Annotated in this window: 19 protein-coding genes; all 19 read left to right on the forward strand. The window is 39.8% G+C overall.

Features of this window, described 5'->3' with window-relative positions:
* Nucleotides 1-15: 15 nt before the first annotated feature.
* The 19 genes from pnp to yfmH all read left to right on the forward strand — a co-directional run bounded on the left by pnp (nucleotide 16) and on the right by yfmH (nucleotide 24,456).
* Complete coding sequence (gene pnp / locus ABE41_RS09955) at nucleotides 16-2,130, forward strand: polyribonucleotide nucleotidyltransferase (RefSeq protein ID WP_066289544.1); 2,115 nt, start codon at nucleotides 16-18, stop codon at nucleotides 2,128-2,130.
* A 121-nt stretch (nucleotides 2,131-2,251) separates the two neighbouring features.
* On the forward strand, nucleotides 2,252-3,226 hold the full coding sequence (locus tag ABE41_RS09960; protein ID WP_066289546.1) for a polysaccharide deacetylase family protein: 975 nt from the start codon (nucleotides 2,252-2,254) through the stop codon (nucleotides 3,224-3,226).
* 79 nt (nucleotides 3,227-3,305) lie between these two features.
* The gene (locus ABE41_RS09965) at nucleotides 3,306-4,547 is read left to right on the forward strand and encodes a M16 family metallopeptidase (RefSeq protein ID WP_066289548.1); all 1,242 of its coding nucleotides are present in this window, start codon (nucleotides 3,306-3,308) and stop codon (nucleotides 4,545-4,547) included.
* A gap of 362 nt (nucleotides 4,548-4,909) precedes the next feature.
* Nucleotides 4,910-5,803 (forward strand): dipicolinic acid synthetase subunit A, encoded by an 894-nt coding sequence (dpaA, locus tag ABE41_RS09970; protein WP_066289551.1) that lies wholly within the window; start codon nucleotides 4,910-4,912, stop codon nucleotides 5,801-5,803.
* A 5-nt stretch (nucleotides 5,804-5,808) separates the two neighbouring features.
* The gene (gene dpaB, locus ABE41_RS09975) at nucleotides 5,809-6,396 is read left to right on the forward strand and encodes a dipicolinate synthase subunit B (protein WP_066289552.1); all 588 of its coding nucleotides are present in this window, start codon (nucleotides 5,809-5,811) and stop codon (nucleotides 6,394-6,396) included.
* A 145-nt stretch (nucleotides 6,397-6,541) separates the two neighbouring features.
* On the forward strand, nucleotides 6,542-7,585 hold the full coding sequence (gene asd / locus ABE41_RS09980) for an aspartate-semialdehyde dehydrogenase (protein ID WP_066289557.1): 1,044 nt from the start codon (nucleotides 6,542-6,544) through the stop codon (nucleotides 7,583-7,585).
* Nucleotides 7,586-7,606: 21 nt separating this feature from the next.
* The gene (dapG, locus tag ABE41_RS09985) at nucleotides 7,607-8,872 is read left to right on the forward strand and encodes an aspartate kinase (protein ID WP_066289559.1); all 1,266 of its coding nucleotides are present in this window, start codon (nucleotides 7,607-7,609) and stop codon (nucleotides 8,870-8,872) included.
* Between the two features lie 12 nt (nucleotides 8,873-8,884).
* A complete protein-coding gene (gene dapA, locus ABE41_RS09990) occupies nucleotides 8,885-9,754 on the forward strand; it encodes a 4-hydroxy-tetrahydrodipicolinate synthase (protein ID WP_066289561.1) in 870 nt (289 codons plus the stop codon).
* 579 nt (nucleotides 9,755-10,333) lie between these two features.
* Nucleotides 10,334-12,001: a ribonuclease J gene (locus ABE41_RS09995; protein ID WP_066289563.1), complete on the forward strand. Its 1,668-nt coding sequence runs from the start codon at nucleotides 10,334-10,336 to the stop codon at nucleotides 11,999-12,001.
* Between the two features lie 95 nt (nucleotides 12,002-12,096).
* Complete coding sequence (locus ABE41_RS10000; protein ID WP_066289566.1) at nucleotides 12,097-12,843, forward strand: ClpP family protease; 747 nt, start codon at nucleotides 12,097-12,099, stop codon at nucleotides 12,841-12,843.
* A complete protein-coding gene (locus ABE41_RS10005; protein WP_066289568.1) occupies nucleotides 12,840-13,049 on the forward strand; it encodes a YlzJ-like family protein in 210 nt (69 codons plus the stop codon). The genes ABE41_RS10000 and ABE41_RS10005 overlap by 4 nt, the downstream gene beginning before the upstream one ends.
* 120 nt (nucleotides 13,050-13,169) lie before the next feature.
* Nucleotides 13,170-15,536 (forward strand): DNA translocase FtsK, encoded by a 2,367-nt coding sequence (locus ABE41_RS10010; RefSeq protein WP_066289570.1) that lies wholly within the window; start codon nucleotides 13,170-13,172, stop codon nucleotides 15,534-15,536.
* Nucleotides 15,537-16,031: 495 nt separating this feature from the next.
* Complete coding sequence (locus ABE41_RS10015) at nucleotides 16,032-16,757, forward strand: GntR family transcriptional regulator (RefSeq protein WP_066289573.1); 726 nt, start codon at nucleotides 16,032-16,034, stop codon at nucleotides 16,755-16,757.
* 90 nt (nucleotides 16,758-16,847) lie between these two features.
* Nucleotides 16,848-17,912 carry a BMP family lipoprotein gene (locus ABE41_RS10020; protein ID WP_066289577.1) on the forward strand — a complete coding sequence of 355 codons (1,065 nt, stop codon included), beginning with the start codon at nucleotides 16,848-16,850 and terminating at the stop codon, nucleotides 17,910-17,912.
* A gap of 87 nt (nucleotides 17,913-17,999) precedes the next feature.
* Entirely contained in the window at nucleotides 18,000-19,526 is a 1,527-nt protein-coding gene (locus tag ABE41_RS10025) for an ABC transporter ATP-binding protein (protein WP_066289580.1), read from the forward strand.
* A complete protein-coding gene (locus ABE41_RS10030; RefSeq protein ID WP_066289583.1) occupies nucleotides 19,516-20,568 on the forward strand; it encodes an ABC transporter permease in 1,053 nt (350 codons plus the stop codon). Before ABE41_RS10025 ends, ABE41_RS10030 begins: the two co-directional genes overlap by 11 nt.
* Entirely contained in the window at nucleotides 20,568-21,530 is a 963-nt protein-coding gene (locus ABE41_RS10035; RefSeq protein ID WP_066289585.1) for an ABC transporter permease, read from the forward strand. The genes ABE41_RS10030 and ABE41_RS10035 overlap by 1 nt, the downstream gene beginning before the upstream one ends.
* A 357-nt stretch (nucleotides 21,531-21,887) precedes the next feature.
* Nucleotides 21,888-23,186 carry an EF-P 5-aminopentanol modification-associated protein YfmF gene (gene yfmF / locus ABE41_RS10040; RefSeq protein ID WP_066294768.1) on the forward strand — a complete coding sequence of 433 codons (1,299 nt, stop codon included), beginning with the start codon at nucleotides 21,888-21,890 and terminating at the stop codon, nucleotides 23,184-23,186.
* The gene (gene yfmH / locus ABE41_RS10045) at nucleotides 23,167-24,456 is read left to right on the forward strand and encodes an EF-P 5-aminopentanol modification-associated protein YfmH (protein WP_066289587.1); all 1,290 of its coding nucleotides are present in this window, start codon (nucleotides 23,167-23,169) and stop codon (nucleotides 24,454-24,456) included. Before yfmF ends, yfmH begins: the two co-directional genes overlap by 20 nt.
* Nucleotides 24,457-24,510: the final 54 nt, after the last annotated feature.

A 24,510-nucleotide genomic window follows, 5' to 3' on the forward strand; every position in this document is an offset into this window, starting at 1 on the left:
GGAGTACCAAGTAAAATGGATCAACAAAAACGAACTTTTACCATGGACTGGGCGGGCAGAACGCTTACGTTCGAAATTGGAGAATTAGCAAAACAAGCAAACGGTGCTGTTATGGTCAGATATGGTGATACGGCAGTACTCTCTACTGCTGTAGCTTCAAAACAGCCCAAAAATTTAAGTTTTTTCCCACTGACAGTAAACTACGAAGAACGTTTATACGCAGTTGGTAAAATCCCTGGAGGATTTATTAAACGTGAGGGCCGTCCAAGTGAAAAAGCTGTATTGGCAAGCCGCTTGATTGACCGTCCGATCCGTCCTTTATTTGCTGATGGTTTCCGTAACGAAGTACAAGTTGTCAGCACTGTAATGAGTGTTGATCAAAACTGTTCTTCTGAAATGGCAGCAATGATCGGATCATCCCTTGCATTGTCTATTTCGGATATTCCTTTTGAAGGACCAATCGCAGGTGTTACTGTCGGGCGTATTGACGGCGAGTTTGTTATCAACCCGACTGTTGAACAAAACGAGAAAAGTGATATTCAATTAATCGTTGCAGGAACAAAACATGCGATTAACATGGTTGAAGCTGGCGCAGAAGAAGTTTCTGAGGAAACGATGCTTGAAGCAATCATGTTCGGTCATGAAGAGATTAAGAAGCTAATTGCATTCCAAGAAGAAATCGTTTCGGAAATCGGAAAAGAAAAGATGGAAGTAGTTCTTCATGAGCTTGATAAGGATCTTGAGCAAGAAGTTCGTGAAATTGTCGGAAGCGATGTAAAAGAAGCTGTAAAAGTAATTGAGAAACATGCACGTCAAGAAGCCCTTGATGCAGTTGGTGCAAATCTCGCTTCACGTTATGAAGAAGATGAAGAAAAAGCTAATGAAGCTAAAGAGATTCTACATAAACTTATCAAAGAAGAAGTTAGACGCTTAATCTTAAAAGAAAAAATTCGTCCAGATGGAAGAAAAACGGATGAGATCCGCAAACTCTCTTCTACTGTAGGGATTTTAGCTAGAACACATGGTTCTGGTCTGTTTACACGAGGGCAGACACAAGCATTAAGTATCTGTACTTTAGGTGCGTTAGGTGATGTTCAGGTTCTTGACGGACTTGGTGTTGAAGAGTCTAAGCGGTTTATGCATCAATATAATTTCCCTCCATTCAGTGTAGGTGAAACGGGCTTTATGCGCGGACCAGGCAGACGCGAAATCGGTCATGGTGCATTGGGAGAGCGCGCTTTAGAACAAGTAATTCCGAATGAAGAGGAATTCCCGTACACAATTCGCTTAGTTTCTGAAGTGCTTGAATCAAACGGATCTACATCTCAAGCAAGTATTTGTGCAAGTACATTGGCACTAATGGATGCTGGTGTGCCGATCAAGGCGCCAGTTGCAGGAATTGCGATGGGTCTGATCTCAGATGGTGAAGATGTTACAGTTCTTACAGATATTCAAGGTATGGAAGACCACCTTGGAGATATGGACTTTAAAGTAGCAGGTACACCAAATGGCATCACTGCTCTGCAAATGGATATTAAAATTTCAGGTATCAACCGTGAAATCCTTCAAGAGGCACTAACACAAGCAAAAGAAGGCCGTATGATTATCTTGAAGTCTATGCTTTCTACACTTTCTGAGTCTCGTACGGAATTATCTCAGTATGCTCCTAAGATTTTAACAATGAAGATTAACCCTGACAAAATCCGTGATGTTATTGGGCCAAGCGGGAAAATCATCAATAAAATCATTGAAGAAACTGGAGTTAAAATCGACATCGAACAAGACGGAACGATCTTTATCGCTTCAACTGATGAGCCGATGAACAATAAGGCGAAGAAGATTATTGAAGATATCGTAAGAGAAGTTCAAGTTGGCGAATATTACATGGGCAAAGTAAAGCGTATTGAAAAATTCGGTGCTTTCTTAGAACTATTCAGCGGCAAAGATGGATTAGTCCATATTTCAGAACTAGCTGAAGAGCGTGTAGGTAAAGTAGAAGATGTCGTTAAGCTTGGTGATGAAATCCTTGTGAAAGTTATGGAGATCGATAACCAGGGACGTGTAAACTTATCACGCAAAGTAGTCCTAAAAGAAGAAAAAGCGAAAAATGAACAGCAGCAGAATGTTTAATTCTATACAAATAAAGGCCAGCCTTGCATAAGGGCTGGCTTTTTCATTGCTGTCTTAATGTTCCATTAACGTTCTAACTTGTACAGGTTGTACATAACTTGATTACAGGGAGGGGAGTTATGTGAAAAAATCAATTCTTCACTGGTCCATCATCGTGTTAATCATAACTGCAACAGCTATTTCGGTGCATAACCCATTTACGAGCACTTATATCGAAAGCATTAAAGCGCAGAGTACGGCTGTTTCACAAATGAAATCAAATTCGATCTATGCACAGATTAAAGAAAAAGCTAAGGAATTAAATAAGCCGCCTCAGAATGCTGAAATCGATCCTGTTTGGAAGGCCACTCCCGGCTACAATGGATTAGTTGTAGATATGGAAGAATCATTTAAGGCTATGAAAAAAATAAATAAATTCGATGAAAAAAAATTAGTAGTAAAGCAAATAGAACCAACCATACATTTAGAGAACTTGCCTGCTTCTCCTATCTATCGAGGAAATCCGGAGAAACCTATGGTAACTCTTCTTGTAAATGTAGCTTGGGGCAATGAACATTTGCCGGGTATGCTGCAAACAATGAAGAAGAATAATGTACATTCAACTTTCTTCCTGGATGGTTCATGGGTTAAGAAAAATCCTTCCCTGGCAAAAATGATTGCTGAAGAAAACCATGAAATTGGCAACCATGCATATTCACATCCGGATTTGAAAAAAATGACTAATACTAGAATTACCGAAGAACTCAAACAAACGAATGAAGTTATAAATGCCACTTTGGATAAGTCACCTAATTGGTTTGCACCGCCAAGCGGAAGCTACCGGAACGATGTAGTTCAAATAGCTGCTGAACTTAATATGAAAACGATTCTTTGGTCTGTTGACACAGTAGACTGGAGGAATCCAAATCCTGATGAAATGGTTGAAAGAGTCTTGAATAAGGTTCACCCTGGAGCTATGATTTTAATGCATCCAACAGCCTCTTCAGCAGCAGGTCTAGAGAAGCTTATTAAAGGTATTAAAGATAAAGGACTCAGTATCGGAACTGTCTCAGATCTTATGGATGAAAAAAGACTGCTCCCAAAATCAATTAAGTAAAGTTGTATAGGAGTTATGATAATGGTATATTGTTCCTATGATTAATAGTGGCAGATTTGACAGCTAGGGGGAAACAAGTTTGATAAAAAGACATACATGTTCAAACGGCGTCCGCGTCGTTTTGGAGAATATTCCAACCGTACGATCGGTAGCGATAGGGGTATGGATTGGAACAGGATCCAGGTTTGAAAATACGAAGAACAATGGTATTTCACACTTTTTGGAGCACATGTTTTTCAAAGGGACTAAAACAAGAACAGCCAGAGAAATTGCGGAGTCGTTTGACAGCATCGGCGGTCAAGTGAATGCTTTTACTTCAAAGGAATATACATGTTATTATGCAAAAGTTCTTGATACACATGCTCCATATGCACTTGAAGTGTTAGCTGATATGTTCTTTAATTCAACATTTGACGAAGGTGAATTATTAAAAGAAAAGAATGTTGTTTTAGAAGAGATAAAAATGTATGAAGATACACCTGATGATATCGTTCATGACATGCTTAGCCGGGCAAGCTTTCAAAATCATGAACTAGGTTTTCCGATCTTAGGTACTGAAGAAACGCTGCATACATTTACAGGGAATACGTTGCGTGATTACATGAATACACATTATGTTCCCGAAGAAGTGGTTATTTCAATAGCTGGGAATATAGATGAATCTTTTATCAAAAAAGTTGAGGGATGGTTCGGCAGCTACAAGACGAGCTCTTTAGCTAAAGCTGAAATGGATTCTCCGATATTCCATCCTGAAAAATTGGCTCGCAAGAAAGAAACGGAACAGGCTCATTTATGTTTAGGTTTTCCTGGCCTTTCTTTAAAAGATAAACGAAGCTACAGCTTGATCATACTCAACAATATTTTTGGCTCAAGTATGTCTAGCCGCCTGTTTCAGGAAGTGCGAGAGCAGAAAGGTCTTGCATACTCTGTCTTTTCGTATCATTCTGCGTTTCAGGATAATGGAATTTTCACTATTTATGGCGGTACCGCACCTCATCAGCTCGATGAGTTGTATGAAACAATCACAAATATCGTTGATGACTTAAACGAAAATGGAATTACTGATAAAGAATTGAAAAATTCCAAAGAACAAATTAAAGGAAACTTGATGCTCAGCCTAGAGAGCACAAACAGCCGTATGAGCCGAAATGGCAAGCACGAACTTATCTTAGGCTATCATCGTACGTTGGATGATATGGTAGAATCTATCGATAAAGTTTCAAAGGAAGATGTTGACCAGCTGATTCAATCCATTTTCAATGAAGGATGCTCAACATCACTCGTCAGTCCTACAGGGGAGCTGCCGAAGGGATTACAATAAAAAACGATTACATTTTAGAATCCGGGAACCTTTCCCGGATTTTTTATTTGTCTCTATACGCCCCGCTGAAAGCGAGCATCCTGGAGCGGAGATCAACCACTTTCACAGGCAAGTTTTTTTACAGAACAAAAATGGGCGCTGCGTTTAACTAATGCCCCAAACAAGGCAGGTGCTCATGAATATAATGATGTTGATTGATACCAATAGTTCGTAAAAATAATAATATGTGACCGTAATGATAAAAAGTAATGCCGTTGTAAAATGGGGTTTTGAGTAACCAGATAGGCGAAGCGTTCATATTATGATGAACGTGGATAGCAATTCCCCTGCAGTAAAGGAACAACGGAGAAAGGGGAGAAAGAATGTTAACGGATTTGCATATCGCTGTTTTTGGCGGCGATGCGAGGCAGCTAGAAGTAATCAGAAAATTAACAGAATTAAACGCGATACTTACACTTATTGGCTATGACCAGCTCGATCATGGTTTTACTGGCGCATCAAAAATGGATATAGATGAAGTTGATTTTTCAAAGTTAGACAGCATTATTTTGCCTGTAAGTGGAACGGGGCTGCAGGGAGAGATTGATACTATTTTCTCAAACCGGAAAAACGTTTTAACAGAAGAAATGTTGAAAAATACAAGAAGTCACTGTCAGGTTTTTTCAGGCATCAGCAATTCTTATCTTGATACGATCACAGCAAACAGCAATCGGAAGCTTACAAAACTGTTCGAAAGAGACGATGTAGCTATATATAATAGCATACCTACTGTTGAAGGTACGATTATGATGGTAATCCAGCATACAGATATAACCATTCATCAATCAAACACAGTTGTCCTTGGATTCGGCCGTGTTGGTATGAGTGTAGCAAGAACTTTTCAGGCACTAGGAGCACATGTAAAAGTAGGAGCCCGAAAATCGGAACATATGGCAAGAATTTCAGAAATGGGAATGATTCCTTTTCATTTAGATGATTTGAAAAATGAAGTTTATGAGACGGATGTATGCATCAATACGATTCCTACACAGATTGTAAATGCTGATGTCATATCAAAATTTCCGTCACATACGTTAATTGTTGACTTGGCCTCAAAACCAGGGGGTACAGATTTCCGGTATGCAGAAAAGCGGGGGATTAAAGCTTTGCTAGCTCCGGGATTACCAGGAATAGTAGCTCCTAAAACAGCAGGGAAAATTGTCGCTAATGTACTTTCGCAGCTGTTAATCAATGAATTTTATAAGCGGAAGGGGTAGTTTTTATGGATTTTAATGGGAAGCATATCGGCTTTGGATTAACCGGTTCACATTGCACCTATGATGCGGTTTTTCCTCAAATCCAAAAGCTCGTGGACCTTGGTGCAAAGGTGACGCCTTTTTTCACGCATACTGTAATGCAAACGACAACACGATTTGGTGCTGAAGGTGAATGGGTTGAAAAAATTAAGGAAATTACGGGCAATGAACCTGTGGATTCTATTGTAAAAGCTGAACCGTTTGGACCAAAGACTCCTTTGGATTGTATGGTTATCGCTCCTCTGACTGGAAATTCAATCAGTAAATTTGCCAACGCAATGACAGATTCTCCGGTACTTATGGGAGCAAAGGCAACACTTAGAAATCAGAATCCAGTAGTTCTCGGCATCTCAACCAATGATGGATTAGGTTTAAACGGTGTTAACATAATGAGACTTATGGCAACAAAGAATATATATTTCATTCCATTCAGCCAGGATGATCCCGTTAAAAAGCAGAATTCGCTCGTTGCACATATGGATACATTAATAGAAACCATCGAACTCGCTTTACAAGGTAAGCAGCTTCAGCCTGTACTCAGGGTGATAGATTAATACAGCAGAAGAAAATCCGTTCATAACCGACCAGTTTATGATAAAATATGATAAATTATATGGATTAACAAGGAGAAACCATAAAATTGCGTTTCTCCTTCTGTTGTAGCTTGCTTACCTTAAACAATAAAGGAGTTAATAAAAGATGAGCCAAAAATCATTTCATGTTGCCGTAGTAGGTGCAACTGGCGCAGTCGGCCAGCAGATGTTGAATACTTTAAGTGAAAAGAATTTTCCGATCGGCAAGTTATCCCTTCTTGCTAGTAAAAGGTCTGCAGGACAGGTCATTACATTTAACGGGGAATCCCATACGATACAGGAAGCAACGCCAGAAGCATTCGAAGGGGTTGATCTTGCTTTATTTTCTGCCGGTGGCTCTGTTTCTAAGCAGCTTGCACATGAGGCAGTGAAGAGAGGTGCAATCGTTGTAGATAATACGAGCGCATTCCGTATGGATCCGAACGTGCCGCTGGTTGTACCTGAAGTTAACGAACAAGATCTATTGAAGCATAATGGAATCATCGCAAATCCAAACTGTTCTACTATTCAAATGGTAGTGGCGCTTCAGCCGCTTCATGAAAAATACAGCCTTAAAAAGGTGATCGTTTCCACTTATCAGGCTGTTTCAGGAGCGGGAGCAAAAGCAGTTGAGGAACTAAAAGAGCAATCTAAAGCGGTTTTAAACGATGAGCCTTTTGAAGCATCGATCATGCCATGTGCTTCGGATAAAAAACATTATCAAATAGCGTTTAATGCAGTTCCTCAAATTGATAAATTTGAAGAGAACGGCTATACATTTGAAGAATTAAAAATGATGAATGAAACAAAGAAAATCATGCACTTGCAGAATCTGGAGATCGCTGCCACTTGTGTAAGACTGCCAGTTGAAACTGGACACTCTGAATCTTTATATGCAGAGTTTGAAAATGGCAACCCATCCGTCCATGAAATAAGAGAAGTATTAAAGTCAGCGCCAGGTGTAACATTGCAAGACCAGCCAGAAGAACAGATCTATCCGATGCCGGCTTTAGCAGCAGGATTGCCAGATGTATTCGTTGGCAGAATCCGTAAAGATTTAGATCGTGATAACGCGTACCACATGTGGGTAGTGTCAGACAATCTTTTAAAAGGCGCTGCATATAACTCAGTACAGATCGCAGAAAGTTTGATCAAGTTAAACTTGCTTTAATTTCATAAAGAAGGTGCATTCATGAAGATTATCGTTCAAAAATTTGGAGGAACTTCTTTAAAAGAAGATACGGGCCGCTCAGAAGCAGTCCGTCATATTAAAAAAGCAGTTGATGAAGGCTATAAAGTAGTATGTGTGGTTTCTGCAATGGGAAGACTCGGTGATCCTTATGCAACAGATACTTTGTTAAGCCTGTTAGGTGAGAACAACAAAATATCCAACCGTGAACAGGATTTGCTTTTATCTTGCGGAGAAATTATTTCTTCGGTGGTATTTTCAGGTCTGCTGAATGCTTCAGGCTTATCTGCTGCTGCATTAACAGGACCACAGGCAGGTTTCCGTACGAACGACGATTTTTCTAACGCAAGAATCATTGATATGAAATGCGAACGGATTAGAGCAGAACTTGAAAATCATTCTGTAGTGGTTGTAGCTGGCTTTCAGGGTCAATCGAAGAGCGGAGATATCGCTACACTTGGAAGAGGGGGCAGCGATACGAGTGCTTCTGCACTTGGAGCGGCTCTTCAAGCAGAGTTCATTGATATCTTTACTGATGTAGAAGGAGTTATGACAGCCGATCCAAGACTTGTTAAAGATGCAAGACCTCTTTCTGTTGTGACATATGCTGAAATCTGCAACATGGCATATCAGGGAGCCAAGGTTATTCATCCAAGAGCAGTGGAAATTGCTATGCAGGCAAAAATTCCGCTTCGGATTCGTTCTACCTATTCTGACCTTCCTGGAACTCTTGTAACTTCTTCATTAAAAGGTCCAGCAGGAAAAGACGTGCAGGAATCAATCATTACTGGGATCGCCCATGTTTCTAATATTACACAGATAAAAGTCTATGCTAATGACGGCCAGTATGATCTCCAGACCAAGGTATTTAAAGCAATGGCGCAAGAACAGATATCAGTTGATTTTATTAACATCTCTCCAAAAGGTGTTGTCTACACGATCATGGAAGATAAAACTGAGCAGGCGCTGTGTAAACTAAAAGAGATCGGCTATGAACCTGATGTGACAAGAAACTGTGCAAAAGTATCAGCGGTAGGTGCTGGCATTGCAGGTACGCCAGGTGTAACAGCTGCAATCGTGGAATCTCTTTCGAGCAGAAATATCCAGATCCTCCAATCTGCTGACTCCCATACTACGATCTGGGTACTGGTTAAAAAAGAAGATTTAATTGAATCCGTAAATGCTCTTCATACAACTTTCCGCTTAAATGAAGAAGGGATTACCACAAACTTGCAAGAAATTGTACAGCAGCAGTTTAATGAGTATTGAGGAGTGAAAGTAATGAATTTTGGAAGTATTAGCACCGCAATGGTTACACCTTTTGACAGTAAAGGAAATGTAGACTTTGCAAGAACAACAAAGCTAGTTAATTACTTGATTGATAACGGAAGTGACAGTTTGGTAGTTGCAGGCACAACAGGAGAATCGCCAACACTTACAGCTGAAGAAAAAATTGCACTTTTTAAGCATGTTGTAAAAGCAGTAAACGGCAGAGTACCTGTAATTGCAGGAACAGGAAGCAACAATACAAAAGCTTCTATCGACCTTTCTAATAAGGCAGAAGATGTTGGTGTTGATGCCATCATGATCGTTGCTCCATATTACAACAAACCTAGCCAAGACGGTATTGTAGCACATTACCAGGCTATCGCAAGCTCTGTAAACCTGCCGATCATGGCATATAACATTCCGGGAAGATCCGTCATTTCGTTTACGGCAGAAACCGTTCTTAGATTGGCTGAGATCCCAAATATTACTGCATTAAAGGATGCAGGCGGCAACTTGGATTTCATGGCTGAAATCATTGAAAAAACGTCAGAAGACTTTTTATTGTACAGCGGAGATGATGGCTTGACACTTCCATCATTAGCAATCGGCAGTGCAGGTATCGTATCTGTCGCATCACATGTAATCGGTAATGAAATGCAGACAATGATTAGCAGCTTCAAAAATGGTGAAAACCTTGAAGCAGCACGCATTCATCGTAAACTGCTTCCGGTAATGAATGAGTTGTTTAAAGCTCCAAGCCCTGCTCCTGTAAAAACTGCATTGCAGTTAAAAGGACTGGATGTAGGAGGAGTAAGACTTCCATTATTGCCTTTAAATCAAGCTGAGAGAGCTTCACTCGCTGCACGTCTAAATGAACTGTAAAAAACAAACCGGTAACCCGGTTTGTTTTTTTATTTGGCTTTTTTCTAAAGGTTGTTTAAGTAATCTTTGTTGCTCTTGGAAGTGGTTGATTTCCGTTCCAGGATGCTCGCTTTCCGCGGGGAGTGCGGTGAGCCTCCTTGGTGCTTTGCACCATTAGGAGTCTCACCTTCAAGGAAGTATATGTGCTCCTGCGTCTGCAAGCCAAACGGCATCGAAGCTTGTTCCTCGTCGCATGCCTTGCAAGAAGCATATTCAGGTGGCTGGCACGCAGGAGTCTCGCACCTTGCACTCCAATCAACTTGCTTATGATGAGAAAGAAAAATGAACCAAAAGCATTAATCTTTAGAAAATACCGAAAGATTATTGCTTTGGCACTTTTAAAAAAAAGATCGATCGTTGATCAGTTATTATCGGACCGGATATCAACCCTTCCAATACCAACAATCCTTATGAACTCATCCTTTTATTTCATTTGATGTTGGCTCAGTCTTGTTTTGTAATCCTCTGATAAGTTATAATGTTTTTAAGTGACGTGATCGGGATTAATTTTTTACATACAACCTAGGAGGAATATACACATTGTCAAAACAAAATAGAGAGAAAATTAAAGTTTTTGCCCTGGGCGGAGTAGGTGAGATCGGCAAAAACATGTATGTAGTGGATACGGGTGAAGAAATTTTTGTTATGGACTCCGGTCTAATGTTTCCGAAGGAGGAAATGCTCGGAATTGATATTGTAATACCGGATGTGACCTACTTAAAGGAAAACATTGAACGTGTAACAGGAATCTTCTTGACTCATGCCCATGAAGACCATATTGGAGGACTTCCTTATGTTCTAAGACAAGTTCCTGTGCCTGTTTATGGAACTCGCCTTACATTAGGTCTTGTTGAAGCTAAATTAAAAGAAGCAGGATTGTTGCGTTCTACAGAACTGAACTTAATCGAAACAAATCAGAAATTATCGTTTAACAGTGCAAAAGTGAGCTTTTTCCATGTGAATCATAGTATTCCAGACGCAGTCGGTATTGCAATTCACACGTCACAGGGAGTTATTGCAAATACTGGTGATTTTAAGATTGATCACACACCTATTGATGGACAGCATACGGAATTCGGAAAAATATCAGCTCTTGCAGAAGAAGGTGTTCTTTGTCTTCTTTCAGACAGTACGAATGCGGAACGTCCTGGTTCTACTGGACCGGAAGCTCAAGTTGGGCATGAAATTCTAGATGTTTTTCAAGTTGCAAAAGGCCGTATCATTATTGCTTCCTTTGCATCGAATGTACACCGTGTTCAGCAAGTGATGAATGCAGCTGCCAAAACGAATCGCAAAGTGGCTGTTAATGGCCGAAGCATGGTGAAAGTAGTAGACATCGCTTCACAGCTTGGTTATTTAAATATCGAAAAAGACCTCCTTATCACAATTGATCAAGCAAACGATTACAGTGATGAGAAGGTTGTCATTCTAACAACCGGAAGCCAGGGAGAGTCTATGGCTGCATTGTCAAGAATGGCTCAGAAATCTCATAAGCAAATTGCACTGCGTCCTTCAGACACAGTTGTTATTGCCGCTACCCCGATACCTGGTAATGAAACATCTGTTGCTAAAATGGTAGATAAATTAATGCGGACTGGTGCAGATGTAATTTTCGGCCAGAAAAAGGTTCACGTTTCAGGACATGGAAGTGCAGAAGAGCTGAAATTTATGCTCAGTATGATGAAGCCAAAATATTTTATTCCCGTTCATGGTGAATATAAAATGCAAAAGGCCCATCAAAAACTTGCGATTGAAGTTGGAGTAGAAAAAGATAATATCTTTATCATTGATAAAGGTGAAGTTGTAGAATTTGCAAACGGACAGGCTCAAAAGACTGGAAAAGTTCCTTCAGGAAATGTTCTTGTTGATGGATTAGGTGTTGGTGATATTGGCAATATCGTACTGCGTGACCGTAAACTTTTATCACAGGACGGCATCCTTGTTGTTGTAGTAACGATCAGCAAAGATTCTCATCAGCTTATATCCGGACCAGAAATCATTTCCCGCGGCTTCGTATATGTGCGTGAAAGTGAAGCGCTGCTTCAAGAGGCAAATACAAAAGTCCGTGAAGTTCTTGAAAAGTGCATGAGCGAGAATATGAAGGAATGGTCGAGTCTAAAATCAAATGTAAGAGATACATTAAGTCAGTATTTGTTTGAAAAAACAAAAAGAAGACCAATGATCATGCCGATCATCATGGAAATTTAACCTGCTGTTTTTTAGCAGGTTTTTTTATTTTCTTATCATACGTTTGGAAATAACGCCCATACTAATAAGAACTAAATGAGAAGGGGTGGAGATTTATGGACCAAACACCTGAAACAGAAACACCGCAGCCGGACGTGCCTCATAAAAAAGACGAAAGCTCAGGACTGATCCAAAAAATTCAATCACTAGGACAAACAAATGTACCTCAGCTTGAAGGTTCGAGTATTCATTGTTTAACGATAGTAGGACAGATCGAAGGCCATATGCAGCTGCCGCCAAATAATAAAGCTACAAAATATGAACATTTGATTCCGCAGCTCGTTGCAATCGAGCAAAATCATAAGATTGAAGGGTTGCTTGTAATCTTAAATACTGTTGGCGGAGACGTTGAAGCAGGTCTTGCTATTTCAGAAATGATCGCTTCATTATCAAAGCCCAGTGTTTCACTAGTGCTGGGCGGGGGACATTCTATTGGAGTACCTATCGCTGTTAGCGCGAAGTATTCATTCATAGTTCCCACAGCTACAATGACGATCCATCCTGTAAGATTGACAGGATTAGTAATAGGTGTGCCGCAAACATTTGAATATCTGGATAAGATGCAAGAAAGAGTGATTTCATTTGTAACAAGTCATTCAAAGATCAGTGAAGAGCGTTTTAAAGAGCTGATGTTTTCGAAAGGAAATCTAACAAGAGATATCGGGACAAATGTGATCGGCACTGATGCTGTTAAAGATGGGCTTATTAATGAGGTTGGAGGGCTCGGTCAAGCGATAAAAAAATTGAACGAGCTGATTGATGAACATAAAAATACTGAGAACGACGAAGGTATAAAACAATGACTTGGTATACCATGCAGCCATATGAATTGATGTTTCCGGAAGAAGGAAACAATGCAGCTATGCAGAATGTAATACTTTATAATGATGTTCCTGTTCTTGTTGAACGGGTCGGTGATGAGACAAGAATCGTTCAGATCATGAGCACAGATCCTTCTCACTATTTATTAGAAGACTGTCAGCCCGGAATGACGCTGCGAAACTTTTAATTAGACACCTAAGAAATATGCTATACTAATGTGGGCAGCCTTTCTATATGCAGGGCTGCTTTTCTTTCCTTTTCTGGTATACATACATAAAGAAAACAGCATGGTTGTGAGGTGAAATTGGTGGCAAAAAATAAGAAAAAGAAAGCTAAAAATAAAGCAAGATGGAAAGAGCAGCTGACATATGAGATTGCAGGATTATCATTATTGGCTCTTGCATCATTAGGTTTAGCGAAAATGGGAAATGTCGGTATGGCATTCGTGCATCTTTTACGTTTTTTTAGCGGTGAATGGTACGGCATTTTGCTGTTAGCCTGTATTTTATTATCTCTTTATCTCATTTGGAAACGAAGCTGGCCAGCTATGATTTCAAAAAGATTAACAGGTATTTATATTCTGTTTTTCTCCTTTCTCGTTCTTAGTCATTTAACATTGTTTGAACATTTAACGAATGGCGGAGATTGGAAAGACGCTTCCGTAATACGAAACACATGGGAACTGTACTGGCTACAGCTTCAAGGAACGACAGCAACAGATGACCTTGGGGGAGGGATTATCGGATCTATAGGCTTTGCGTTATTTTATTTTTTATTTGGAGCGGGCGGTACAAAGCTAGTTATCTTCTTCTTAATTATTGGAAGTCTCCTCTTGATAACAGGCAAATCACTTTCTGTTATTATGCAGAAGATTGTCACGAGTTTTAATGAATCGAGTGCAAAACTAACAGAATTTATTTTAGAAAAGAAAAATTCAATTGCTAAAGAACGGTCTAAGAAGGTAAATGAAAAGAAGAAATTAAAGCCTGCTTCACCTGATGAAGATGATCAAGCTGAGACAGAGGAAATCATCATTTCAGAAGAACCTGTAATAGAGGATTTTACGAAAAGAGTCCATCATACTGAAAGCGGTGTTCAACTGAAATTCGGTTCTCAAAACTTCAATGACTCTGATGAAGCAATCAAGAAAAGCGAAACAGAAAAAGCTGGGAGTGAACCTTCAGCTTCACCGCTTCCAGCAAACTTTGGCGATGAAGTTATTCAGAACGAACATTATCAGCTTCCTTCGATGAAGCATCTACGTACCCCTCAAAACAGTGGACAGCATAAGGATAAGCAGTATGCAGCCAGTAAAAGCAATGCAAAAAAATTAGAAAAAACATTTGAAAGTTTTGGGGTAAAAGCAAAGGTACTCAAAGTTCATTTAGGTCCGGCTGTAACAAAATATGAAGTGTATCCAGATGTAGGTGTTAAAGTAAGCAAAATCGTTAACCTTACTGATGATCTTGCTTTGGCGCTTGCGGCAAAAGATATAAGAATTGAAGCACCGATTCCTGGAAAATCTGCTGTAGGAATCGAAGTGCCGAATGGCGAGATCTCAATGGTTACGTTGAGAGAAGTGTTAGAAGCTCCTCAGTTCTCTGGCCAAAAATCACCGCTTGCAATAGGTCTTGGCAGAGATATTTCAGGAGAACCGATAATCGCAGATCTTTCCAAGATGCCCCATCTGCTCGTAGCAGGCGCAACCGGAAGCGGAAAAAGTGTTTGCGTAAACGGAATAATAACAAGTATTCTCATGCGAGCTAAGCCGCATGAAGTTAAAATGATGATGATCGATCCAAAAATGGTCGAGCTTAATATGTATAATGGCATCCCGCATCTCTTAGCACCAGTTGTTACGGAGCCAAAAAAAGCAGCTCAAGCACTTAAAAGAGTCGTGTCAGAGATGGAAAGAAGATATGAATTGTTTTCTCACAGCGGTACGAGAAACATTGAAGGGTATAATGAATCCATTAGAAAACAGAATGGTAGAAGTGACGCGAAACAGCCGTTCTTACCATACATTGTTGTAATTGTCGATGAACTTGCTGATCTGATGATGGTTGCTTCTGGTGATGTGGAAGACGCAATCACTCGCCTTGCTCAAATGGCGCGTGCTGCCGGAATCCATTTGATAATTGCAACACAAAGACCATCGGTTGACGTAATCACAGGAGTAATTAAAGCAAATATACCTTCAAGGATTGCATTTAGTGTTTCTTCTCAAACAGATTCAAGAACAATCTTAGATATGGGAGGAGCCGAAAAACTCCTTGGAAGAGGAGATATGCTATTCTTCCCATCTGGTGCTTCAAAGCCTGTACGGGTTCAGGGAGCTTTTCTGTCGGATGAAGAAGTTGAAACAATTGTAGACCATTGTGTCAGCCAGCAGAAAGCACAATATCAAAAAGAAATGATTCCTACAGAGGAAGCAGAGCCTGCGATAATGGAATCAGAAGATGATCTCTTTTCAGATGCGGTAAAGCTTGTTGTGGATATGCAGACTGCCTCAGTTTCAATGCTTCAGAGAAGATTCCGAATCGGTTATTCCAGAGCGGCAAGATTAATCGATACGATGGAATCTAAAGGAATAGTTGGGCCATACGAAGGATCGAAACCTCGTGAAGTTCTGATATCAGCAATGCCTGAAGAAAAAGAAGCTTCTAGTTCATAAAAACGGGCTTAATCTGCCCGTTTTTTTCTTTTTAATGGCTCATTTTTCTAAAAGATTGCTGCTGTTGAAGAGGTGTTTTGTAAGTACGCTTCCTCGAATAGTTGATTGGAGTGTAAGGTGCGTGCCAACTACCTGAAAACTCTTCTTGCAAGGCATGCGACGAGGAAGCCGGCTTCGATAGAATTTCTAGTAGACGCAGGAGCACACATGCTTCCTTGAATATGATATATCATAGGCTTACATACGTAGGAGGCTCACCGCACACCCCCCGGAAAGCGAGCATCCCGGAGCGGAAATCAACCACTTCCAAAGGCATCAAAGTGTAAGAAAACAGCCTTTCCATTTACCTTTTTATTGAAAAAGTGGTAAATGAAAATAATACCTATTAAAAATTTGTAAAAATAGTATTTATTTATAGAATTAAAAATGGTATATTAATGTCGATTATTCAATTAATTTGTCATACGTCGAACAACTAGTTAAGGTGGTTTTGTAATGTCGATAAAAGCGGACCATCGCTTGTTATATATTAAAGTGATAGAAAAGTTAAAAAAAGATATTGAAGAAGGTATTTATAAAGAAGGAGAAAAGCTTCCTTCAGAATTTGAACTTTCCAAACAGCTAGGCATAAGCCGTGCGACATTGCGAGAAGCACTTCGTATTTTAGAAGATGAAAACGTCCTCATACGTAAACATGGAGTTGGAACTTTCGTTAGAACAAGAGCACTTTTTTCTTCAGGTATTGAAGAACTATACAGTGTTACCGATATGATTGAAAGAGGCGGAAAGAAAGCAGGTACGATTTTTCTTTCTTCGCAAACGACAGATGTTACTGATGAACTTCTTGCAAAGTTTAATAACTCACTTCCCGACGGTCTCATGATGATGGAGCGTGTCCGGACAGCAGACGGCGAACCAGTAGTATTTTGTAAAGACCATATGCCGTCACACTTGTTTCCAGCCAAGGGGCTTCATGATTATGAATCATTTTTAGAAATGCTTGAAAAAGAAACCGGAAGACGTGTAATGTATGCGGTAACAAACATTGAACCTATCGGCTATCACGACAGAATATCTGAAATTCTGGAAAGTGATGAAGGTGTCCCTTTATTAGTTTTAAAACAAATGCACTATGATCAGTATGATGAACCAGTGCTTTATTCTTGTAATTACTTTAGATCTGATAAATTTCTATTTTCTGTTTTAAGAAAGCGCTTTTAATAAAAGTCTTTTTTAGGGGGTGATGGGGGTACTTAATTGCACCTAGGGTTAGTCACAAAAAAATGAAAACATTTTTAGGGGGAAATTAACTTGAAAAAGAAATTAGGTTTAATGGTAACTGCAATGCTAACTGCTGGTACTATTCTTGCAGGTTGTGGAAATTCTGAAGAAGGAAAGTCAGGCGGAGACGCTAAAAAAGATTTTAAAGTAGCAATGGTAACGGATACTGGCGGTGTTGATGATAAGTCATTCAACCAATCTGCTTGGGAAGGTTTAACGAAGTTTGGAAAAGATAACAGCCTGGAAGAAAACAAAGGCTATAAGTATTTACAGTCAACAGCTCAAAGTGATTACAAGCCAAACTTAAACTCTTTAATCCGTCAAAAATATGATCTTGTTTTCGGAATCGGTTTCTTGATGGGTACTGATGTAGAAACAGTTGCTAAACAGCAGCCAGATGCAAAGCTTGCAATCGTTGATATGGTAGTTAAAGGTGACAACGTAGCTAACATCACTTTCTCTGAGCACGAAGGTTCTTTCTTAGTTGGTTTAATTGCTGGTATGCAAACTACATCTAACAAAGTAGGTTTTGTTGGAGGAGTTAACTCTGAGCTTATCAAAAAGTTCGAAAACGGATTTAAAGCTGGAGTGAAAACTGCAAATCCAGATGCTGAAATTTTAGTTCAATATGCAGAAGACTTTAACAAAGCAGAAAAAGGACAGCAGATTGCTAACACGTTCTATGAGCAAGGCGCAGACATCATCTATCATGCTGCTGGCGGAACTGGAATGGGTGTATTCACAGAAGCGAAGAACCGTAAAAAGAACGGTGAAAATGTTTGGGTAATCGGTGTTGACCGTGACCAGCACGAAGAAGGTATGCCTGAGGACGTAACACTTACTTCAATGGTAAAACGTGTTGACCAAGCAGTATATGAAGTTTCTGAGAAAACAGCTGCAGGCAAATTCCCAGGTGGGGAAATTGTTGAATTCGGTCTTAAAGAAGATGGAGTAGGTATTGCTCCAACTCAAGACAACGTTGAAAAAGACGCACTTAAGTCAGTTGAAGATTACAAGAAAAAAATCATCGATGGTGAAGTGAAAGTTCCTAAGACAGATGCTGAGTTCGAAGAGTTCGTAAAAAACTTAAAGTAAACTCTATGCAACTATTTGAATAACAGGCCAGGACTTGGCATATGCCAAGTCCTTCCTTATGTACTTAAAAGGGGGGACATCATTAGAATGGAATACGTAATTGACATGCGGAATATCCGTAAAGAATTTCCGGGAATCGTAGCAAATGACAATATTACCCTTCAGGTTAAAAAAGGTGAGATTCATGCACTTCTTGGAGAGAATGGTGCCGGGAAATCAACGTTGATGAATGTCTTGTTCGGACTTTATGAACCTGAACAAGGTGAAATATACGTTAAAGGCAATAAAGTGGTGAACAATGATCCGAATATTGCAAACTCACTTGGTATTGGGATGGTTCATCAGCACTTTATGCTCGTTGATAAATTTACCGTTACGGAAAATATCATTCTAGGAAAAGAGCCTACAAAAGGCGGAAAAGTAGATTTACAAACAGCCGCTAAGGAAGTTCAGGCACTTTCTGATCAATATGGACTCAGAGTGGATCCATACGCAAAGGTCGAGGACATCTCAGTCGGAATGCAGCAGAGAGTAGAGATCTTAAAGACTCTTTATCGAGGTGCAGATATTCTTATATTTGATGAACCTACTGCAGTTTTAACTCCTCAGGAGATTGTAGAACTGATTCAGATTATGAGAAAACTAGTAAGTGAAGGTAAATCCATCATTCTAATCACTCATAAGCTGAAAGAAATTATGGAAGTGTGTGACCGCTGTACAGTCATTAGAAGAGGAAGAGGCGTTGGTACAGTTGACGTTAAGGATTCCAATCCGGACTCACTTGCAGCGATGATGGTAGGGCGTGAAGTGAATTTTACAGTTATCAAAGGAATCTCAGAACCAAAAGAATCTGTTTTGACGATAAAAGATCTTGTTGTTTTAGACAGCCGTAAAGTTCCCGCTGTAAATGGATTGAACCTGACTGTTAAAGCTGGTGAGATTGTCGGGATTGCAGGTGTTGACGGAAATGGTCAATCAGAGCTCTTAGAGGCAATAACAGGACTTCGAAAAGCAAATGAAGGTTCCATTCATTTAAGAGATAAAGATATTACAAACAAATCACCTCGAAGTGTTACAGTAAGCGGACTTGCACATATTCCTCAAGACCGACATAAGCATGGACTTGTTTTAGATTTTTCAGTTGGTGAGAATATGGTGCTTCAAACTTATTATCAGAAGCCATTTTCTACAAACGGAATTCTGAAATTTTCGCCAATATTTGATAAGGCTAAAAAACTAATCTCAGAATATGACGTTCGAACACCTGATGCATATACACCTGCCCGCGCATTATCTGGAGGGAATCAGCAGAAAGCGATCATAGCAAGAGAAGTAGACCGTGATCCAGACTTTTTGATTGCTGCTCAGCCTACACGAGGACTGGATGTTGGTGCGATTGAATTTATTCACTCTAAACTTATTGAACAGCGTGATAAAGGCAAGGCTGTCCTGCTTGTATCTTTTGAACTCGATGAGATTATTAACGTGAGTGATCGTATAGCCGTTATGTATGAAGGTAAAATCGTAGCGATTGTTGATCCGAAAGAAACGACTGAGCAAGAACTAGGATTATTGATGGCTGGCGGAAAGAGAGGTACTGTAAATGCAGAATAAAAATAATAAGGTGAAGCTGCTTGTGCCTCTTTTCTCTGTTTTCCTTGGCTTATTAATTGGCGGAATTATAATGCTTTTAAGTGGATATAAACCAATTGAAGCATATGTAGCATTGTTCCAGGGAATGGTTGGGGATCCTTATTTCATCGGTGAAACTATCAGACAGATGTCACCTCTGATCCTATCAGGACTTGCAGTTGCGTTTGCATTCCGCACAGGATTATTCAATATCGGAGTTGAGGGTCAGCTATTAGTTGGCTGGCTTGCGGCAGTTTATGTTGGTGTGACAGTAGATGCACCCACGATTGTCCACGTTCCTCTTGCTATTCTTGCTGCAGCAGTAGCGGGCGCATTATGGGGAGCAGTACCTGGTATATTAAAAGCTAGATTTAAAGTTCATGAAGTAATTACAACAATCATGATGAACTATATTGCGCTTTACAGTACAAATGAAATCATCCGAAACTTTTTGCTTGCTCCTGGTGAACGAACAGAGAATGTGAAAGAATCGGCATCTCTCGCTTCACCATTCTTACAGAGCATCACGGAATATTCAACTTTGCATTACGGAATCATTGTTGCCCTGATCGCGGCTGTGATCATGTGGTTCTTGCTTTGGAGAACTACTATGGGATATGAACTCCGTGCAGTAGGTTTCAACCAGCACGCGTCTCAGTATGCGGGTATAAATGTATCAAAAAACATCGTGCTTTCAATGGCTATTTCCGGTGCTTTTGCAGGTATTGCGGGAAGTATGGAAGGTCTTGGAACGTATCAGTACATGACGATTAATGCAGCATTCACAGGTGTTGGTTTTGATGGTATCGCAGTAGCTCTTTTAGGAGCAAACAGCGCTATCGGTGTAGTACTTGGTGCAGCACTATTTGGCGGATTGAAGATCGGTGCACTTAACATGCAGTCTATTGCAGGTGTTCCAACTGAACTTGTTGGAGTCGTGATTGCACTCATCATATTCTTTGTTGCATGCAGCTATATCGTTCACTGGCTGATGAACCGTGTAAGCAAAGGGGGTAAAATCTAATGAGTTTCATGGATATTCTTGCGCTGATTGTCCCTGCTGCAATCGTTTCAGCAGCTCCATTGATTTTCACTGCTTTAGGCGGTGTTTTCAGTGAACGTTCCGGTGTTGTAAATATCGGTTTAGAAGGTTTGATGCTATTTGGTGCCTTTACTGGGGCTGTTACGATCTATTACGGTGAACAGTTAGGATTGAATGGAGCGGCACCTTGGGTAAGTTTTATCGTAGCAATGATCGTAGGAGCCATGCTTGCATCTATACATGCACTTGCGAGTATCACCTTAAAAGCGGATCAAGTCGTATCCGGTGTTGCATTGAACTTCCTGGCTGCAGGACTTGCGATCTTCTTAACGAAAAAAATCTTTAATGCAGGACAAACACCAGTAATTTCTGAAAGAATTTCAAAGAGCGATATACCGTTCTTATCGGATATTCCTTTAATCGGAAAACTTTTCTTCTCTAACGCGTATTTAACATCCTATGTGGCTGTTGGTGTGGCACTGATCGTTTGGTATGTACTTTATAAAACACCATTCGGGCTGCGTTTGCGTTCTGTAGGTGAGCATCCAATGGCTGCTGATACTATGGGTATTAACGTAACAAAAGTACGCTATATTGGAGTTTTATTAAGTGGAGCTCTTGCAGGTCTTGGCGGCGCGGTATATGTAGCTTCTATCTCTGGAAACTTCACTCACTCAACGATAACAGGGCAAGGCTTTATGGCACTTGCTGCAATGATTTTTGGTAAGTGGCATCCGCTAGGCGCATTGGGAGCAGCTTTATTCTTTGGGTTAGCTCAAGCGATCAGTATTTCTGGTTCCCATATTCCGTTTTTGCAGGATATTCCGAAAGTATTCTTATTAATCGCACCTTACGTTCTTACAATCTTAGCTTTAGCTGGGCTAGTAGGACGAGCAGATGCACCAAAAGCTCTTGGAACTCCATACGAAAAAGGAAAAAGATAGATCATAAGTATGTTTTCGTAATTCTAAATGATTGTTCCATTTGGACTTTTTTGTAGAATACGCATCATTGATTAGTTGATTGGAGCGCAAGGTGCGAGACTCCTGCGGGATCAGCGGGACAGGTGAGACCACGACAGGCTTGATAAGCCTAGGGGGCTCACCGCACGCCCCGCGGAAAGCGAGCATCCTGGAGCGGAAATCAACATCTTCTAAAAGCAACAATGAATTGAACCAACCACAAAAAGTTCGCCTTATGGCGGACTTTTTTTCTTTTGAAAGAAGGATTGTCATGCTGAGTATAGAAAATGGGTAAACTAGGATGTAGGCTATAATGAAAGGGGCATTTATCCGATGGGAATTGTAAACCATGAAAAAACAGATCTCCATGGTATAACTGTACATACGATAGAAACAAAAAAGTACAAGACCACATCATTTATTCTGCAGATTAAAGAAACTATTAATGAAAAGAACGTTACAAAGAGGGCATTGCTTTCCTATGTTCTCCAAAGTGGAACGAAAGATTTTCCATCCAGCAAAGAGTTAAGAAGTGCTTTAGATGATCTATATGGTGCTACATTAAATGCTGATCTTTCAAAAAAAGGTGAAAATCAAGTGATCAGCATTCGTATGGAAGTTGCGAATGAAAAGTTCTTGTCTAACTCAGAACCTGTTCTGGACAAAGCGTTTCACTTGTTGTCTCAAGTTCTGCTCGCACCAGCTCTTGAAAATGGTGTTTTCAAAGAAAATATCGTTAAAAAAGAGAAGCGCAGTTTAAAACAGCAGATTGAATCCATATTCGACGATAAGATGCGTTATGCAAATAAGAGACTGCTTGAAGAAATGTATGAATCAGAACCTTACCATTTAAACGTGTACGGCAATGAGAATGAAGTGGATACAATTACTTCAAAAGAGTTATTCGATTATTATCAGGAAGTCATAACGAACGACAGGCTGGATCTATATGTAATCGGAGATATCTCTACAAATGAAATGATCGAAAAAGTGAAAAAGCACTTCTGCTTTCCGGAAAATCGAAGTGAGGCTACTGTAACCGATGAACAAAATAGGGAAGAAAAGAAAATCACAGAGGTTAAAGAAATCTTTGAAGAGCAGGATGTGCAGCAGGGGAAATTACATATGGGGTATCGCACATATACCACATACAGTGACGATGATTATTTTGCACTTCAAGTATTCAATGGTGTATTTGGAGGTTTTTCTCATTCAAAGCTTTTTATCAATGTGAGAGAAAAAGAGAGCCTCGCTTATTATGCAGCTTCCAGGTTTGAGAGCCATAAAGGAGCAGTGTTTGTAATGAGCGGAATCGAAACGGCAAATTACGAAAAAGCGGTAAAAATTATTAAAGAGCAACATGAAGAAATGAAGAACGGAAACATCACAGATGCGGAATTTGAACAAACAAAAGCAATGATCAACAACCAGGTGCTTGAAACGATTGACCATCCGATCGGATTGTCAGAAGTGCTCTATCACAATGTAGTAGCTGGAACGAACAGAACGATTGAAGAGTGGATGGATGGCATTGAAAGTGTAACTAAAGAAGATGTTGTAAAAGTAGCTAAAAAGGTTACATTGGATACCATTTTCTTTTTGAAAGGAGCAGGCACAAATGGGAATGAAAACATTTGAACAACTTGATGAAACGCTGCATTTTGAGGAGCTTGAAAATGGCTTGAAAGTTTATGTGCTTGAAAAGAAAGGCTTTAACAAAACATATGCTACTTTCACCACTCACTATGGATCTGTTGACAACCATTTTAAGCCGCTCGGAAAAAACGAAGATGTAAAGGTTCCAGATGGGATCGCTCATTTTTTAGAGCATAAATTGTTTGAAAAAGAACATGGTGATGTCTTTCAGGATTTCAGCAAACAGGGAGCATCGGCGAATGCTTTTACTACATTCAACCGGACAGCATATCTTTTTTCAACAACGAGCGATGTAAAAAAGAATCTGACTACACTGATCGATTTTGTTCAAGAGCCTTATTTTACAGAGAAAACGGTGGAAAAAGAAAAAGGTATCATCGGACAGGAAATTAGAATGTATGATGATAACCCGGACTGGAGAGTCTACTTCGGGCTGATCGAAAACATGTATCATCATCATCCAGTAAAAATTGATATTGCTGGTACGGAAAAATCAATCGCTAAAATTACGAAAGATACTCTCTATGAATGCTACGAAACATTTTATCATCCAAGCAACATGATCCTGTTTATCGTAGGTCCAGTAAACGCTCAAGACATTCTTGAATTTGTAAAAGAGAATCAATCACAAAAATCTTTTAAAGAAAAAGCACCGATCGAACGGTTTTTTGAAGATGAGCCTTCTTCAGTAGCGAAAACTGAAAAAATAATTGAGATGACGGTGCAGACACCAAAATGCTATATAGGATTTAAAGAGGCAGCCCCGACCCGAAAAGGAAAAGAATTGATGCGTCATGAGCTTTGTGTAAACTTGGCACTTGAAATGATGTTTGGGAAGAGTTCTCCAAATTACGAAGCCCTTTACGAAGAAGGGTTGATTGATCAAACTTTTTCTTTCGATTATACAGAAGAGAACGGATTCGGCTTTAGCATGCTTGGCGGAGATACTCAGTCACCTGACGAATTAGTTAAGCGTGTATCAAATATGGTTGAGGACTTTAAACAAGAAAGTGTTTCAGCTGATTCATTTGAAAGAGCTCGAAAAAAGAAAATTGGTGCCTTTCTGAGATCATTGAATTCTCCTGAGTTCATTGCAAATCAATTCACGAGATATGCTTTTAATGAAATGGATCTTTTTGATGTAATCCCTGTGTTTGAATCATTGCAAGCAAATGATGTCGAAGAAGTTCTTCAAAATCACTTTAAGAAAGATGCAATGACTGTTTGCCAAGTCCGTAAAAAAAAGTCATAATATAATCAAAAAAACATCCTGAATTAAGGATGTTTTTTAGTTGCAAAGAGGGTT

The organism is Fictibacillus arsenicus (assembly GCF_001642935.1).
GTDB classification, from domain to species: domain Bacteria; phylum Bacillota; class Bacilli; order Bacillales; family Fictibacillaceae; genus Fictibacillus; species Fictibacillus arsenicus_B.

Coding starts and splice junctions, on each gene's coding strand:
- pnp (WP_066289544.1), top strand. CDS start 16: ATGGATCAACAAAAACGAACTTTTACCATGGACTGGGCGGGCAGAACG.
- dpaA (WP_066289551.1), top strand. CDS start 4,910: ATGTTAACGGATTTGCATATCGCTGTTTTTGGCGGCGATGCGAGGCAG.
- dpaB (WP_066289552.1), top strand. CDS start 5,809: ATGGATTTTAATGGGAAGCATATCGGCTTTGGATTAACCGGTTCACAT.
- asd (WP_066289557.1), top strand. CDS start 6,542: ATGAGCCAAAAATCATTTCATGTTGCCGTAGTAGGTGCAACTGGCGCA.
- dapG (WP_066289559.1), top strand. CDS start 7,607: ATGAAGATTATCGTTCAAAAATTTGGAGGAACTTCTTTAAAAGAAGAT.
- dapA (WP_066289561.1), top strand. CDS start 8,885: ATGAATTTTGGAAGTATTAGCACCGCAATGGTTACACCTTTTGACAGT.
- ABE41_RS10000 (WP_066289566.1), top strand. CDS start 12,097: ATGGACCAAACACCTGAAACAGAAACACCGCAGCCGGACGTGCCTCAT.
- ABE41_RS10005 (WP_066289568.1), top strand. CDS start 12,840: ATGACTTGGTATACCATGCAGCCATATGAATTGATGTTTCCGGAAGAA.
- ABE41_RS10015 (WP_066289573.1), top strand. CDS start 16,032: ATGTCGATAAAAGCGGACCATCGCTTGTTATATATTAAAGTGATAGAA.
- ABE41_RS10025 (WP_066289580.1), top strand. CDS start 18,000: ATGGAATACGTAATTGACATGCGGAATATCCGTAAAGAATTTCCGGGA.
- ABE41_RS10030 (WP_066289583.1), top strand. CDS start 19,516: ATGCAGAATAAAAATAATAAGGTGAAGCTGCTTGTGCCTCTTTTCTCT.
- ABE41_RS10035 (WP_066289585.1), top strand. CDS start 20,568: ATGAGTTTCATGGATATTCTTGCGCTGATTGTCCCTGCTGCAATCGTT.
- yfmH (WP_066289587.1), top strand. CDS start 23,167: ATGGGAATGAAAACATTTGAACAACTTGATGAAACGCTGCATTTTGAG.